Source organism: Stenotrophomonas sp. AS1 (genome assembly GCF_048957655.1).
GTDB lineage: Bacteria > Pseudomonadota > Gammaproteobacteria > Xanthomonadales > Xanthomonadaceae > Stenotrophomonas > Stenotrophomonas bentonitica_A.
Window position 1 is genome coordinate 63,895 of the sequence record NZ_JARVXM010000003.1, and the last position, 15,137, is coordinate 79,031.

Genomic DNA, 15,137 nt, shown 5'->3' on the forward strand with positions numbered 1-15,137 from the left:
CTCAGTCCACCGGGAACCCACCAGGCACGAACTCGAATCCTTTCCCGGTCATGCACGCGTCACTCAGCTGACTCAGCCGCGTGCCAATTTCCTTGTGCCGCTTTTTCTGCGCAGCGGTGCGATCAGCGTGCCAGATCTTGGTAATCACCGAGCTCTCCTTCAGCAGCCCGGCGTACTCTTCATTGTTCCGCATCTCCTGGCTGCATTGCTGCCGAGCCTGGTCTGCGTCGGCTTTGCTGGCACCTGCCTTACGCCAGTGCTGTTTGGTGGGCATGACGCGAACGGAGCCCGCCGGAACGGGTCCAATGTCCGTTTTGGCCACCCGGCCCGGCGCCGCAGGTGCCGCGGCACATCCGGCAACGGTGAGAAGCGCGGCCGCCGCCAGCATCGAGGTGTACTTCCTGATCATCGTTTTTCAGCCTCATGTTTGGGGACCTGCCTGACAGGTTGATTGATTTTACCGATGCCCCACACCTTGTCCGTGATGGACCGCAGCTCCGTACCGTCCGCGGGCAGGTAACCCACGTAGGCACTGTGCGACCCCGGGAAGCTGCCCTGATTCTTCTCGGAAGTCGCCGGGTTTCCGCCAAGAATGACGCGCCAGCTGCCGACGATGTCCGTCGGATGGGTGTTCTGCCATACCTCTCCCCTGGCGTCACCAATCAACTCGACCAACCCCTGTGCTTGCTGTGCATTAGCTGCAGCCCCGTTGTAGAGGATGTAGCCGATGGGGAACATCTTCTGGTCGTCGCCTCGAAGCTGCAACATCGCATTGGTGAAGGTCATGCTGCCGCGGCTGTGATTGACGGCATTGAACTCCCATCCCTCCTCCCTGGCACGCTTCAGCAGCGCAATGTTGGTCTGCGATGCGGCCGTCACAGGCAGCATGACGCCCGTAAGGCTGCCCAGGATGCCATTGGCTTTGTCGTACATCGCATACAGCCCTTCGGCCACCTTGTTGCCAGTGTAAGGGTTCAGGATGTAATACACCCCGGACGCGTTAGCTTCATTGGTGTTCTGCTTCGCACCTGTGGCAAGCGCGTAGGGCTCAGCGTTGAAAATGCCGTTGTTGAAGATGTACAGCTTGCCGTCAATGGCCTGGACATCCTCCAACGCCAGTTCGGTCTGACGGCAGTTGGTCCCGACCGCTTCACAGGTCTGCAGGACAATGCGACTTTGCTCCGTCGCTGCTTTATGCACCAGATCCGTCGTCCACGCAGTGCCTTGGCGGAAGGCTTCGCCAGTGATCGCGTGCTCCGCAGCGGCACGCTCCTCGAGACGTTCAAGATCGATCAGCGCGGCAGATTGATGGGCGTTCAGCGTGTCGCGATTCAGCCCGGCCACCTGTTGTTCTGCCCCCTTGCCAGTCAGCGCGCGCTGGAGCTCATCATCCGTGATCAATACAGCGCCATCGCTGATCGCCGCACGGGTTGTCCCCTGCGAGCCGTCACTGGCGTCGCCATGGATCAGCTTGTTGCCGATGATCGTCTTGGTGGCGCCGTACAAGCCGGAGAAGGTTTCATCGGTGACACCGATTCCGCCGCTACTGGCCTTCGCGCTCGAAGTGTTCTCTATGTCGCTGACAACCAGTGCAGCTGTCTGAAGTCGATTCCTGCCGGCATCAATTGCTGCATCGCTGGAGCTGATTGCACCACCGACAAGCTGTGTCGTCCCATCCACATTGATCTGGAAGCCGCCGTCACCCGCACGAATGGCCGACTGCTCGGTGACACTGGCAAATTCACTGTCGCTCTTCTGGTTGAGCATGTAGGCACTGCCACTGAAACCCGCACCAAAAGTGACGCTGCCCCCGACGGTTCTGTCCTTGCTGTGGAAGCTGTGGGTATCCTGCAGACTCTCCACCGCCAGGTTGCCACCGACGTTCATTGCCACCTGCTCACCTGAAACTACCGCGCCACGCAGGTGGTGTCGCCGCCCGATTCGATGACCAACGACTCTCCTGCAGTCAGGTGCGTAGTGTTCCAGTAGACGTCCTCGCCCTTGCCGCTGCCCCGCGAAGCACTGGCATTGGCCGTGATGCCGGCGCTGGCACCGCCCGAGCCCACAGCGATGGCCACGCCTACGCCGCCACTGGCGCTGCTGCTCTTGCGCTCCATTTCGATCACGTCACGGGACGCAAGAAGCGCGACGTCTCCGTCCGCCTTGAGGCGGATGTTGCCGTCTGCCGTTACGTCACTGCCCTGAATCGTGATATCCGACGCGTTGCCAGCGCCCGTGGCACTGATACGGACGTCGCCGCCGGCCCGGATCGATGACGCTGCCGCCGTGTCGCTCTGCGTTGTCGTCCGGCTGTCGCTCTTGCTGGCCCCCACGGTGATGGAAATGTTCAACCCGCCAGCCGCGCCAGGATCCGCGCCGACCGCATCGACGCCTTCCTTCACCGCACCCGCTGCTGTCGCAGCACCCATCGCCTGCTTACGCCAGTCAGAGGTCTTGCTGGTCGCACTTGCCATGTTGCCGGCGGTCTGCAGTGCAGTGATCACCGGCGCAGTGACCGCAACAGTGAGACCGGCCTGCCTGAACTTGCTCTCCTGCGCCGTCGTCTGCGTTTCGCGGCCCTCCAGAATCGCGACCTCACGCGCGTGGATGTCCACATCGCCCTCCGGCGCGAGGACGTCACTGCCAATCTGGCGATACGCCCCGCCCGCCAGCAGCACGACATCGCCTGCGAGCGAGCCGACGGTCGACCCCGCCGCGGTGTTGCGCGTGGCCTTGTTGTCGTCGCTCTGCATCTGCGTGCCGGCCGTGATCGCAGCGCCACCGTTGTAGATCAGGCCACTCTGCTCCTTCTTCTTGAAGTGGCTTTCCGTCGCCGATTCGCGAGCGGCCTGGATCACCAGATCCTGGTCGGCGGCAATCGTGGTGCCGACATCGGAGATCACATCGCTGCCGGTGACGGTGACGTTGCGTCCTTGGATGGCCACTGTGTTCCCGCCAACCGTGCTGCCCTGAGCAACGGTTTCATCGAGGCTGTCGCGGGTGGTGCGGGTCGTGGTGTTGAGCAGGCCGCTATGCCGGTGCTTTCGACCCTCGCTCCAGTTGTAACTGTCTTCGGACACCCCGATGTTGAGGTTGCCGCTCGCCACCGCGACCAGGGCACCCTCGGCGCTGTTGACCGTCGCTGCCTGCAACTCCATGTCCCGACCTGCCTGCAGCTGGACATCGCCGACAGTCCGGACATTGGTACCAACGCCACGGTTGTACCCGCTGCGCAGATAATTGTCGGCATTGCGCACGTTGTTCTCCTGCCGCGCCTCCCGTACGGTGCCCAGTGACAGGTCGCGGCCGGCGGCGATCACCGTTTGCCCACCGGAGCCCGCGTTGACGATCTCGGCTCCGTCAAGACGAACATCACGCACCGCGCTCGCCAGCAGCGTGCCACCAGCCTCACTCACGAACAACCCGGCCACGCGGTCGATGTTGGTCCGGCTGAAGTCGCTCAACCCCGCGGTGTTCTGACCGCTGCGGGTGGTGGTGACCATGTTGAGATCGCGGCCGGCACTGGCGACCAGCACGCTGCGCGCATCGATCAGGCCGCCGAGGTTGTCCAGATCGGTACGCGCGTTGGCGCTGACCGCATCACCGCTGATGCGGCCATCCAGGTTGCGCAGGTTCTGCGCGTCGATCTTCACCGCGGTGCGGCCAGCGATGGTGCCACTGTTGACCAGATCGCCGCGCAGGTTCAGCTCCACCGAGCGGCCGGCCAGCAGCGTGCCGGTGCCGTCGATATCGCCGGGGCGCACGCGCACATACACCTGCGGAACCAGTGCGGTGGTGGTGCTGCCATCGGCCAGGGTGACGCGCTGCTCGACCAGCCAGACGATGTCGCTGGTGAGCTGGGCCATCTGTGCCGGGGTCAGCGCCACGCCGGGGCGCAGGCCCCATGCGTCGGCGATGGTGGCCGCATTGTCGAGCAGCGCGCGGTATTGCGCTTCATCGTCGGCATAGCCATCCAGGAAGCGGCGGCCGGTGAGCTGGGCGACCTGATCGCGGACCAGCTTCTGTTCGTAGAACCCATCGCCCAACCGCTTCTGCACGTTGGCCGGGTCCACGCCCATCTTCTGCAGCAGGTACTCCGAACCGAGCCAGTTGCGGTAATCGGCAAAACGCGGATCGGTTTCGACCAGGTATTGGCCGGCATTCGGCCCGCTCTGGAACAGGCTGCTCTGCGGCAGTTCGGCCTCCACGCCGATGGTGCGGATCACGGTCGGCTGGTTGCCCGCCGCGCCCTGCGCACCGGTGCCCGCCGTGCTGTCGGGACCGGCCAGCGAGGCCACGCTGGCGCTGACTTCCGTCACCTGGCGCTGCCCACCCACGGCACCGGCATCGGCCGCGCCCCCGACCTGCCCACCGACGGAACCGGTGCTGACCCCGCCCACCTGGTAGCCGCTGCCACCGTCGCGGGTGTGCTCGGCCGTCCGGGTCACGCCCAGATTGATGGTGCGCACTTCATCGGCCGGGCGATAGGCGATCTTCCGGTCCCACTTGCGCTCGTGATAGCGCTTGAAACCACCGCGCCAGCGACTGTAGGTGTATTGGCTGGTGCCTTCCTCGTGCACCCGGTACTCGCCGAATGCGTCGATGTTGCGGAGGTTGCCGAGATCGCCCAGCAACGCGCCGCCGGCCAGGATCTGGCTCTTGTCGTTGATCAGCTCATCGCCACGCAGCGTCATGTTGCCGCCGGAAATGATGCGACCCGGCGCGCTGGAGGTGACCTGGGTTTCGTACTCGGTGTGGGTGACGTCGTACTGGGTCCAGTCCTTGACGTCGCCGTTGCCGTTCTTCCACCAGTACTTGCCGGCACGGCTCCAGCTGGACCAGGTGAACTCGCTGGCATCATGCATGCCGGGCGTGCCCTTGGGCTGGATGTACAGCTTCTTGGTCGGGCCCACCACCATCACTTCAGAGGTGGCGAAATGCTCGTTGCTGTTGAGCAGGCGCGTGGCATCGATACTCAAGCCACCCAGCGACTCGATGGTCGCGCTGGCGTTGTGCACCGAGCCGGCGCGACCGACTGCATGGCCCTGCGCATCCAGCGCACCGCCGATGTTGAGTGCGCTCTCGCCACCGCCGGCACTGAAGATCAGCGCCTGCTCGCGGTTGACCACGGTGCCGGCGCCGATGTCCAGGCGCTCACGCGCAGCAATGGTGGCTGCGCGGGTGACGCCCTCCAGCGTTTCATCACTGTTGACCAGGGTGGTGGCACCGATCGACAGGCGGTCGCCGTAGATGCGGCCGGTGCCTACGTTGAGGATCACATCGGCATCGACGCGGGTATCCACGCCGTCGATCAGCCCGCGGTTGCCGAGCACGCCATCGGCGCGCACCTGGGTGCGGATGCCGCTGATCTCGCCAGTGGCCAGGTTGTCGATCTGGCCGGCGTGCAGGTCCAGATCGCCGGCCTGCACCTTGCCCGCGTTGGTCCACAGCCCCTGCGTGGAGACCGTGGCCTTGCCATTGGCGGTGATCTGGCCATCGTTGCGGTAGTCCTGCTGCAGGGCCAGCACCAGGTCGCCCTGCGACAGCACCCGGCCGGTGCCATTGAGTGCGCTGGCATGCAGCGTCTGGTTGCCCGCCGACAGCAGCGTGCCATCGGCGTTGCCGACCTGGCCGGCGCGCACGTCCAGGCTGCCCGCCGAAGACACCAGCCCCTGCTGGTTGAACAGTGCATCGCCGGCCTGCAGCGCGATGCGCTTGTCGGCGGCGATCATGCCGGCGCTGTTGTCGATCTGCGCGGCGGCGAGATCCACGTTGCGACCCTGCAGGCCAAGTGCAGTGCTGCCGCCAGCGGTGGCGCGGTTGTCGATGCGCGCGGCATGGGCGACCAGATCGCCACTGGCCACGGCCAGGCCGGCCTGGTTGACCAGCTCACCGCTCAGATCCAGCGTCAGATTCTCGCTCGCCTGCAGGCGGCCGCCGCTGTTGTCCACGCGCTGCGCCTGCAGCAGCAACGAGGCCCCGCTGCCCACCTGCCCGCCGCTGCGGTTGTCCAGCGTGGCCAGCCGCGCGTCCAGCGCCGTCTGCGCCTGGACAAGGCCGGCACGATTGTCCAGCTCACCGGCACGCAGGGTCAGCCCGGCACCGCTGACGATGCCACCGCGCGCGCCCGCGTCGGTATTGCCCAGCCGCTGGCCGTGGGTATCGATGCGCATCGCCGCACTGGACTGCAGCAGGCCAGCGCGGTTCTCCAGCGCACCACTGCGGACATCCAGCGTGCCGGCGGTGGCGGCGAGGATGCCCTCGCTGTTGTCCACGCTGCCCAGGCCGGTGTCCAGTGCGAGGGATGCACCGGCCAGGGTGCCGCGCACGTTGGCCAGTCCCTGGCTGGCGACCGAGAGCGCACGTTCGGCCTGGATCACACCGGCGGTGTTGTCGATATCGGTTGCACTGTCGAGCGTGACATCCCCCTCGACCGAGGCCAGCGTGCCGGCGTCACGGTTGACGATGCGGCCGGCCTGCACCTGCAGCGTTTGCTCGGCGGCGAGGATGCCGGCGCTGTTGTCGAGGGTGTGGGCGACCGCCACGTCCAGCGTATCGCCCGCGTTGACGGTGCCGCCGCGGTTGTCGAGGCTGCCGGCGCGCAGCTGCTGCGCACCGCCGGAGGCAACCAGGCCGCCCTGGCGATTGTCGAGCAAGCCGTCCACGCCCAGCTGCAATGCACGGTCGCCGGCCGCCTGGACCGTGCCGGCCTGGTTGTCCAGCTGGCCGGCCCGAAGGCTCAGATCACCGGCGCTGGCCAGCGTCCCGCGCTGGTTGTCGATCGCGCCGCTCACCTGCAGCGTGGAGGCCGCCTCACCTGCCGCCAGCAATTTGCCGTCGCGGTTGGCCAGGCTCCCGGCCTGTACGGCGAGCGCACCGTTGCCGATGATCTGGCCGTTGTCGTTGAGCAGCGCGTTGGTCACCCGCAGGGCCAGCGCGTCGGTGCCGGTGGCGATCAGTTCGCCACGACGGTTGTCCAGCTGCCCGGCATCGATCGCCATGCGCGCCGCCGAGGTGATGCCACCGGAGACATCAATCGCCTGCCCCTGCAGCTGCAGCGCGCCATTGCTCAGCAGTTTGCCGCCCGCCCCGGCCAGCGTTGTGGCGTTGATATCCAAACGGCCGCTGCCGGCCTGCTGCACCTGGCCGCCCGCGTTGCGCAGCAAGGTGGTATCGATGGCCAGATCGCCGTTGCTGGCGAGCGTGCCGCCGTCGTTGTCCAGTGCACTCGTCGCCCCGATACGGTTGCCCTCGCTGCCCGTGGCCAGCAGCTGGCCGCCACGGTTGTCGAGCGTATCGACCTGGACATCGAGCCTGCCGGCCTGCAGTTCCGCCTGGCGGTGATCGACCGTCCCTGCGCGCAGGGTAAGTGTGCCGGCCGTGGCGATCTCGCCGCGCTGGCCGTCCAGCATGCCGGTGGTGAGCTGCAGGCCGTCGCTGCCGGCGTGCATCAGCTTGCCATCGGTGTTCACCAGCACCGCGCTGGTCAGTGCCAGCGCGGCAGCGTTGCTGGCGAGACTGCCGCCGGTGTTGTCGAACGTGCCCGCCACCTGCAGCTGCGCAGGTGCGCTGCCGCTGTGGGCGATCGTGCCGCTGCGGTTGGACAGCTGCGCGGTGCGCGCATCAAGCGCGCCGCCGACGTTCATGACGCCGGCGTCGTTGTTCAGCGCCTGGCCCTGCACAAGCAGGTCGCGCCCCGTGGTCAGCTCGCCCTGCCGGTTGGACAGGCCGCCCCCCTCCACGGCCAGGTCGCGCACCCCGAGGCGACCGCCGTCGTTGTCCACATCGCCCGCGCGCAGATCGATATCACCCCCGGCAAGGACCGCGCCGGCATCGTTGTCGAGCACGCCGGCAATCACCACGCGGCCCTGTGCGAGCGGCGCGGTGGCCGGCGGTGTCGAGCCCGGGGTGCTGCCATCGGTGCCACCGTTGCCGTTGCCGGTTCCCGTGCCCGGGCTGCCCGTGCCGTCGCCATCGCCCGGTGAGGTCGGCGCCGTACCGTCCTGCCGGGCCAGTGCGCCGATGCTGCCCTTGTCACGGTTCTGCAGGCGCCCGCTCTGCACCGCCAGGGCCTGCACGCCAGCCTGTTCGATGCTGCCGCCGCGGTTGACCAGCGACGCCGCCTCCAGATCCAGACGGGTACCATTGAGCTGGCCACCCGTGTTGTCCAGATCCTGACCGGTGCGCAGGTTCAGTTCACGCCCGGCACTGACCAGCCCTTCGTTGCGCACACCGCCGCTGGCAGCGATACGCGTATCGTCGCGCGCCTGCAGTTTGCCGGTGTTTTCCAGCCGGCCATCGACAGTCACGACCAGTTCGCCGGTCTGCGCCCCGAGGTTGCCCGCGTTGCGCACGCCCACGCCGTGCTCGGTGCCCATCAGCAGGATCTTGTTGGCGTACATGCCGCCCAGCTGGGCCACATCGAGCGCGTACTGCGGCGCATTGCCTTCGGCGGCCTGCGCCTGCACGCGGCCCAGATCGGCGCTCACCGTGTTCGCGCCGGTGGTGACCTGCAGCTGCTGTGCCCACAGGCCCGCATTGAGCTGCACCGAGCGTGCGATCAGATCGGTGTAGTCGACCCGGCTGGCATCCATGCCGGCACCGAAGATGTGGATCGCTCCGCCCTGCACGCGGTATCCCTCCAGCGCACCGCCATTGAACATCGGGGTGCCGGTGGTCAAGGTGATGCGGTTGGCGTTGATGAAGCCGCAGCCATCGCAATCGATGCCGGCCGGGTTGGCGATCACCACCTGCGCGCGGTCGCCGGCCACTTCCACATAGCCGCGCAGCTGGCTCGGGTTGGCGCCATTGACCTCGTTGAGGATCACCCGTGCGGTGCCGCCGGCCAACCAGGGATTGCCCTGCACCCAGCCACCGAGCTGCGACTGCGTATTGCCGCGTGAGTTGTTGAGGATGGCGCCCTGCTGGTCAACGTCGAAGCGCTGGTAGGTATTGCGCGAAACACCGGCGGCACTCGGCGTCTGGATATTGATCTGCGGCGTGCCGTTGGCGGTTTCCAGCACGGTCGGGCGCTGGTTCCCGGGGGCATTCGGGTCCGCGACCACCTGCGCCGCCGCCAGGCCGGTTACGCCTACCCAGCCCATCATCACCCACAGCGCGAACGCCATCGGGCGCAGTGCCGCCGTGCGATCGCCATCCTGCCCGGTACCGGCGCCGCCGGGGCGCGGGGTGATCTCCGCGGCGACCTGCCAGAGCATGAGGGCGTGGTTGAACACGAGGCGGTACAGATGCTTGTTCATGACAATTCCTTTGTATGCGTGCGGTCGGTGCGGCGCGAACGCGCCCGCACTGAAATCAGAACGACCAGCTCAGGGTGAATCCGGTGACGGTGTAGGCATTCTGGAAACCAGAGGGCTTCTTCAGCGGGGCGCCGACGAAGCCGTCCCAGTACAGGCCGCGATACGACCCACGCAGGCCGATCACGCTGCCCGCCAGGTCATTGCCTACCTGCCATTGCGTGGCGCTGCCGCCGACATGGCCGTAATCGGCGCCGACGTAGAATTCCTGCCCGCCGCCCAGGGCCAGGCCGATATCGTTGCGGATCAACCAGCCGCGCTCGCCCATCAGCGACATCTCGCCATCAAAGCCGCGCACGGTGTAGCGGCCGCCGATCGCGAAGCGGTCCTGCGGCACCAGCCCGCCACGGTTCCATTGCGCTCGCCAGCTGCCGGTGTAGCGCAGGCGCTGCTGGCCGAGCTGAAACGGGAGGCTGAGCTGTGCGTCGGCGAAGTAGATCTTCGGGTGCGAGGTGGCTTCACCGAACAGCTCCTCGGGCGCTGCGATCGAGCCGAAGGCCCCGGTGCCACGGCGGAAGCCGACAGTGCCATCGAGCGTGGCCTGGCCGATGAAGTGACGGTGGTTCAGGCCGAGCTCCCAGCCGCCCATGCGCCGGCGCTGGACCAGGATTTCGGTGTCGTCGATGAAGTTGCGCGAGTCGCGCTCCCAGGCACGCAGATACATGCTGGTCTTGCTGCTCGCGTTGCGGAACAGCAGGCGCGTGGCCCGTACTTCGGCGTTGTAGCTCTCGCCGCTGTAGAGATACGACTGCTGGTTGCCGGCCACGGTCTGCTCGTACTCGTAGCCGCTGCGCGTGGCGCCGAACAGCCAGTAGCCGACCGGCACGGAGTAGTGGAAGGTGAAGCCCTTGGTGCCGCGCTTGCCGCCGCTGAACACGTCATGGTTGAGGTTGACGTAGAACAGGTCGTTCTGGCGCAGCGCGTGGTCCAGCGACATCGTCGCACCGGCCTGGGTCTTGCCGGTGGCCTTGCTGCCGGAATCGTCCAGGCTGAGGTTGAAGCGGACCAGCCGTTGCTGCGACCACTGCACCACCAGGTCGCTCTGGCCAGGTGCGGCGTCGGCGCCTTCGGCCGGGCTGATCTGGATGTCGGCCTCGGCGGTCGGCACGCGCTTGAAATTCTCCAGCCCCTGTTCGATATCGCGCAGGTTGAGCAGGTCGCCACTGCGTGCCGGGATCGCGTTCCACAGGGTGGCGTCGCGATGGGTGCCCTCGGCAAAACGGATCTGGCGGAGCGTGCCGGGCACCACGGTCAGTGCCAGCGTGCCGGTGGTGAGGTCCTGCGGCTGGGCCAACACGCGCGTGGTGACGTAGCCGCGCTCGACGATCGCGTTCTGTACCCGCGACATCACCACGTTGATGCCGGTGGTGCCCAGGCAGCGGCCGAGCGCCGGATCGCCTTTGACGTTGGCTGCGGGCAACGCCCACTGGAAACGGTCGGCCTGCTCGCCTTCCAGGGTGATCCGGTTGATCACGAAGCAGGGTGCTTCGTCCCGGGGCAGCCGCTCCGGAGCGGCCACCGGTGCGTCCTGCAGACGTGCATCGGGCCGGGTTTCAAGCTGCTCGCGCAGGGCGCGTTCGCGCTCCTGCTGGCGAAGCAGCTCCTGATCGGGGGCGGGCAGCTGCTGGGCATGCACCGGCGTGCAGATCAATGCGACGGCGGCGGCCAGCGGGGCCAGGAGCAGTGTGCGCCGGGAAGCGCGGTGCATACCGGCGCGAGCCGGGGTGGGTAGTGCGTTGTTTGGCATGCAGGATCTCGAACGTGGGCTGGCACGAACCATCGTTCGCTATAGACCGCCCCTATGGAGGCCCGCCAATTTAAGAGCTATTCGCGACATGAGAACCGTCAAAAACCCCACCCACCCCGTAAGAGAACCGCCCGCTCGCTTGTAGGGATTTTCCTAAATAGTCATTTTTTTGACGCAGCGCACATGGAAGGGGACCGCGTGGCCCTTGTTGTGAAGGCGTTTTCACACGTAGCGCCTCGCACTGCGCGCGGCGCGGCATCGTGCCCGCGGCCGGGCCCGTCGCGTCGGCGCCGCATCACCTCGCCCCACCCTGCGCGACCTGTCGGGATCGAACCCGTACAATGCCCGGTCCTGGCCCTGCTTACGGCAGCGGCCCAGTCCCCTACCCCGCAGCTGCCGGCCACTGGCCGGTCTCTGCCGTTGCACCCGCGCGCCGGCATGGCCGCGGTGCGCCACCTGTCAGGAAACATGCTGATGAATCACCCCACTCCACCGTCCCAGTCCCTGCTGCACGGGCGCCTTCTTGCATTCGCCGCGATCCTGCTGGCTGCGTTGAACCTGCGCACCGCGGTCACCTCGCTGACCCCGCTGCTGGATGTGCTCGGCCAGACCTTCGGCTTCGGCACCACCATGACCGGCGTGCTTGGCATGCTGCCGACCGCAGCGTTCGCCCTGTTCGGCGTGACCACCCCGGCAGTGGCTCGTCGCCTGGGCCTGGAACGGACCGCCCTGCTGGCCATGAGCCTGGCCACCGTAGGGCTGCTGCTGCGGTCGATGGCCGGCGGCGTGGGCAGCCTGCTGTTCGGCTCGGTGGTGGCGCTGGCCGGCATGGGCATCGGCAACGTGGTGGTACCGCCGCTGGTGAAGCGCTACTTCGCCAACCGCGTGGGCACCATGAGCACGCTCTACATCACCGTGTTGCAGATCGGCACGATGATGCCGGCCCTGCTGGCGGTCCCGGTCGCGCAGCAGGCGGGCTGGCGTGTGTCGCTGGGCATCTGGGCGCTGATGTCGCTGGCCGCGGCGCTGCCGTGGCTGATGCTCTCGCGTGCACGGCCGCACCCGGACACGATCAGCGCGGCCAACGATCCGTCCAGCGCGCCGCACGGCAAGGTCTGGAAAACCCCGCTGGCCTGGGGCATGACGCTGATGTTCGGCATGACCTCGCTGATGACGTACTCGATGTTCACCTGGCTGCCGAGGATCGTGGTCGAAGCCGGTGCGACGCCGGCCTTCGGCGGCATCATGGTGGCCATCTTCGCGGCCTGCGGCCTGCTGCCGTCGCTGACCATGCCAGCCCTGGCCGTGCGCCTGCGCAACCCGTTCGGGCTGGTGCTGATCGGCTTCAGCGCGTTCCTGATCGCCTTCGCCGGCCTGTTGTTCGCGCCGATGAAGGCCCCGTGGCTGTGGGCGGTGCTGCTCGGCATCGGGCCGTCCACCTTCCCGCTGGCGCTGACCCTGATCAACCTGCGTACCCGCACGCCCGCGGGCTCTGCCGCGTTGTCCGGCTTCATGCAGGGCGTGGGCTATGCCTTCAGCTGCCTGGGCCCGTTCCTGTTCGGCTGGCTGCATGCCGTCAGCAACGGCTGGCACCTGCCGTTTGCTTTCCTGGTGCTGTGCGCGGTGGTGCTGTTGTGCGCCTCATGGGTCGCCTGCAAACCGCAGAAGCTCGAAGACCAGTGGTAAGCGCCGCTGGCGCGTCCATCTACACGCGTTGTGCGCAACTGCTGACGTAGCGTGTCGCTAACTGACCCGGTGTGCTGCACCGGGCGGTGTTCGGAGCCGCTGGCGCCGCCAGCCGGCTGAACAGCTTCATCGCGATGGAGTGCGCTTTCCATGCCGGCGACATGGGTTGAACGCGTAGCAATTCAATGACTTGCCTCTCCCCTCCGGGTTCCACCCGGGGGCTGATCGGTCGTACCCGCGTCTTCACGATTTGGCAACAACTGCGCAGTCAGGCACGATTGGCATGTGATGTGCGTCACACTTTTGACGCTACGCACTTTTGAAAGGACGCTCCAAGGGGGGTTCCATGTACGACCATCGGCCGCTGGCGCTCAGCGTCGGCCTGGCATGCGCCGCACTCGCTTTCTCCGCTCCGGCTCCGGCTGCCGCCGACCCGCGGGCGGATGCGTTGGCCGAGATCGGCCACTACCGTGACCAGGCCCATTGGCTGGATGCGCTGGCCGCGATCGAGCGGGCCCGGGTGCAATCGCCCGACGACGAACTGCTGTATCGGCTGCAGGTGCTGACCCTGTCCGACATCGGCAACGCGCACCGCGCCTGGCAGCTGTACCTGGCACGACCGGACCTGTTCGACGCCGCCCAGAAAGAACGGCTGGAAGGCAATTACCTGGCCAAACTCGTGGGCTGGAGCCTGGCCTACGGCCCCAGCGAGGACACCCGCCTGGATGAAGCCGATGCGGCCCTGGTGCAGATGCAGCAGTACCTCGAGCGCGACGGCACCACCGTGCAGCAGGCCCCGCTGAGAATCCGCTACGACCGCCTGATCCTGCTCAACCGGCTGGGCCGCCATGCACAGGTACGCGATGAGTACCGCAGCCTGCTCGCCGAAGGGCACCCCGTTCCCAACTACCTGCTGGCCGCCGTCGGCGATTCGCTGATGGCCACCCAGCATCCCGCCGAGGCGATCCCGGTACTGGAAGCGGCGCTCAAGGCCGATCCGTCGCTGCCGCAGGCGCGGTCGGAACTGGCCTACGCCTATCTGGAAGACGAGCAGGCTGATACCGCCATCGCCCTGCTGAAGAAGTGGCAGGCCGATGAGCCGGCCTGGCGCTGGGCAAACGGTGCCAAAGCGCCGTATGCGAACTGGCCGCGCTACGAGGCCGATCTCAACCTGGCCATGGTGCGCGCTTACAGCGGCGATCTGCCCACCGCCCAACATGACCTGGAGAAGATGGTCGAGATCGGGCCGGGCAACACCGGCACGCAGTCCTCGCTGGGCAACATCTACCTGATGCGCGGCTGGCCACGCCGGGCGCTGGAGCGCTACAGCATGGCCAACACGCTGGACCCGCGTGACGTCCCGGCGCGGCTGGGCCAGTACGACGCCTACGTGCAGATCCAGCGCGATGACCTGGCGCGCCCCCTCCACGACACCCTGCTTGCCGCCTACCCCAACCAGCCTTCCGTGCAGCGCATGGACCGCAGCTGGCGTGCGCATCGCGGCTGGCAATGGCATGCCTACGCCGAAGGCGGCCGCAGCTCCGGCGGTGGCGGAGCCTCACCGCTGGGCAACGACGACGGCCGTTACGGCGTGGAAGTGCAGTCGCCGGTCCTGGACGACCGCTGGCGACTGGTCGCCTTCGCCGACCGGCGCAGCGTGGATTTCCAGGACCAGACCATCGACCCGCTGCGGGTCGGCGTGGGCACGCGCTATCGCTACGGGCGCGCCGATGCCGAAGCCTTCGTCAACCGCGCCAATGACCACATCGGCGATACCGGCCTCAGCGCCGGGTTCGGCTGGCAGTTCAGCGATCAATGGCATGCCGGCATCACGGCCGCACGCAACGATCCGGATGCCTCGATGCAGGCACGTGTCTCGGGCATCACCGCCGACAGCATCGCCCTGGCGGCGGACTATCGTCGCGATGAACGTACCCACTGGAGCCTGGGCGCCAGCCAGTTCCGTTACGACGACGGCAACCGCCGCGATACCGTCAGCACCGCCATCGAGCAGCGCCTGATGACGCGGCCCACCGTGTTCCTGGACGGCCTTGGCAGCCTGTACGCCAGCCGCGGCAGCCGCGACGACGTGCCCTACTTCAATCCGTCCGAGGATCACTCGGTGGAAATCGGCCTGCGCGTGGACCAGCAGCTGTGGCGCCACTACGAACGCCACTTCCGGCATCGCCTGACGGTCTCGGTGGGCCAGTACTGGCAGCAGGGCTATGGCAGCGCGATCGTGCCCTCGGCGGAGTACCGCCACGAATGGCAGCTCGGCGAGGGGCGCATTTTCGAGTACGGCATCAGCTGGTCGCGACCGGTCTATGACGGGCAGCGTGAACGACACATCGGCCTGGATGCCGGCCTGCGGTGGGGAGAATGACATG

The 15,137-nt window shown here is 67.1% G+C and carries 4 protein-coding genes and 1 pseudogene; 2 read left to right on the forward strand and 3 right to left on the reverse strand.

Translation table 11 applies throughout. The features are described 5' to 3' along the window. Position 1 precedes the first annotated feature (1 nt). The 3 genes and pseudogenes from PV764_RS04555 to PV764_RS04565 all read right to left on the reverse strand — a co-directional run bounded on the left by PV764_RS04555 (position 2) and on the right by PV764_RS04565 (position 11,025). Positions 2-409, reverse strand: a complete 408-nt coding sequence (locus PV764_RS04555; protein WP_421116238.1) for a hypothetical protein — start codon at positions 407-409, stop codon at positions 2-4. Then, a pseudogene (locus PV764_RS04560) lies at positions 406-9,260 on the reverse strand (hemagglutinin repeat-containing protein). The gene PV764_RS04555 and the pseudogene PV764_RS04560 overlap by 4 nt, the downstream one beginning before the upstream one ends. A 55-nt stretch (positions 9,261-9,315) precedes the next feature. Next, positions 9,316-11,025, reverse strand: a complete 1,710-nt coding sequence (locus PV764_RS04565; RefSeq protein WP_421116239.1) for a ShlB/FhaC/HecB family hemolysin secretion/activation protein — start codon at positions 11,023-11,025, stop codon at positions 9,316-9,318. A gap of 507 nt (positions 11,026-11,532) precedes the next feature. Between PV764_RS04565 and PV764_RS04570 the strand changes: the two genes are divergently transcribed. Together PV764_RS04570 and pgaA are read left to right on the forward strand one after the other, a co-directional pair. After that, positions 11,533-12,750 carry a CynX/NimT family MFS transporter gene (locus tag PV764_RS04570; protein WP_421116240.1) on the forward strand — a complete coding sequence of 406 codons (1,218 nt, stop codon included), beginning with the start codon at positions 11,533-11,535 and terminating at the stop codon, positions 12,748-12,750. A gap of 346 nt (positions 12,751-13,096) precedes the next feature. Then, on the forward strand, positions 13,097-15,133 hold the full coding sequence (gene pgaA / locus PV764_RS04575; protein ID WP_046273189.1) for a poly-beta-1,6 N-acetyl-D-glucosamine export porin PgaA: 2,037 nt from the start codon (positions 13,097-13,099) through the stop codon (positions 15,131-15,133). Positions 15,134-15,137 lie beyond the last annotated feature (4 nt).

Excerpts from the sequence above, each read along its gene's own strand:
- PV764_RS04555 (WP_421116238.1), bottom strand. The coding sequence starts at position 409 with ATGATCAGGAAGTACACCTCGATGCTGGCGGCGGCCGCGCTTCTCACC.
- pgaA (WP_046273189.1), top strand. The coding sequence starts at position 13,097 with ATGTACGACCATCGGCCGCTGGCGCTCAGCGTCGGCCTGGCATGCGCC.
- PV764_RS04565 (WP_421116239.1), bottom strand. The coding sequence starts at position 11,025 with ATGCACCGCGCTTCCCGGCGCACACTGCTCCTGGCCCCGCTGGCCGCC.
- PV764_RS04570 (WP_421116240.1), top strand. The coding sequence starts at position 11,533 with ATGCTGATGAATCACCCCACTCCACCGTCCCAGTCCCTGCTGCACGGG.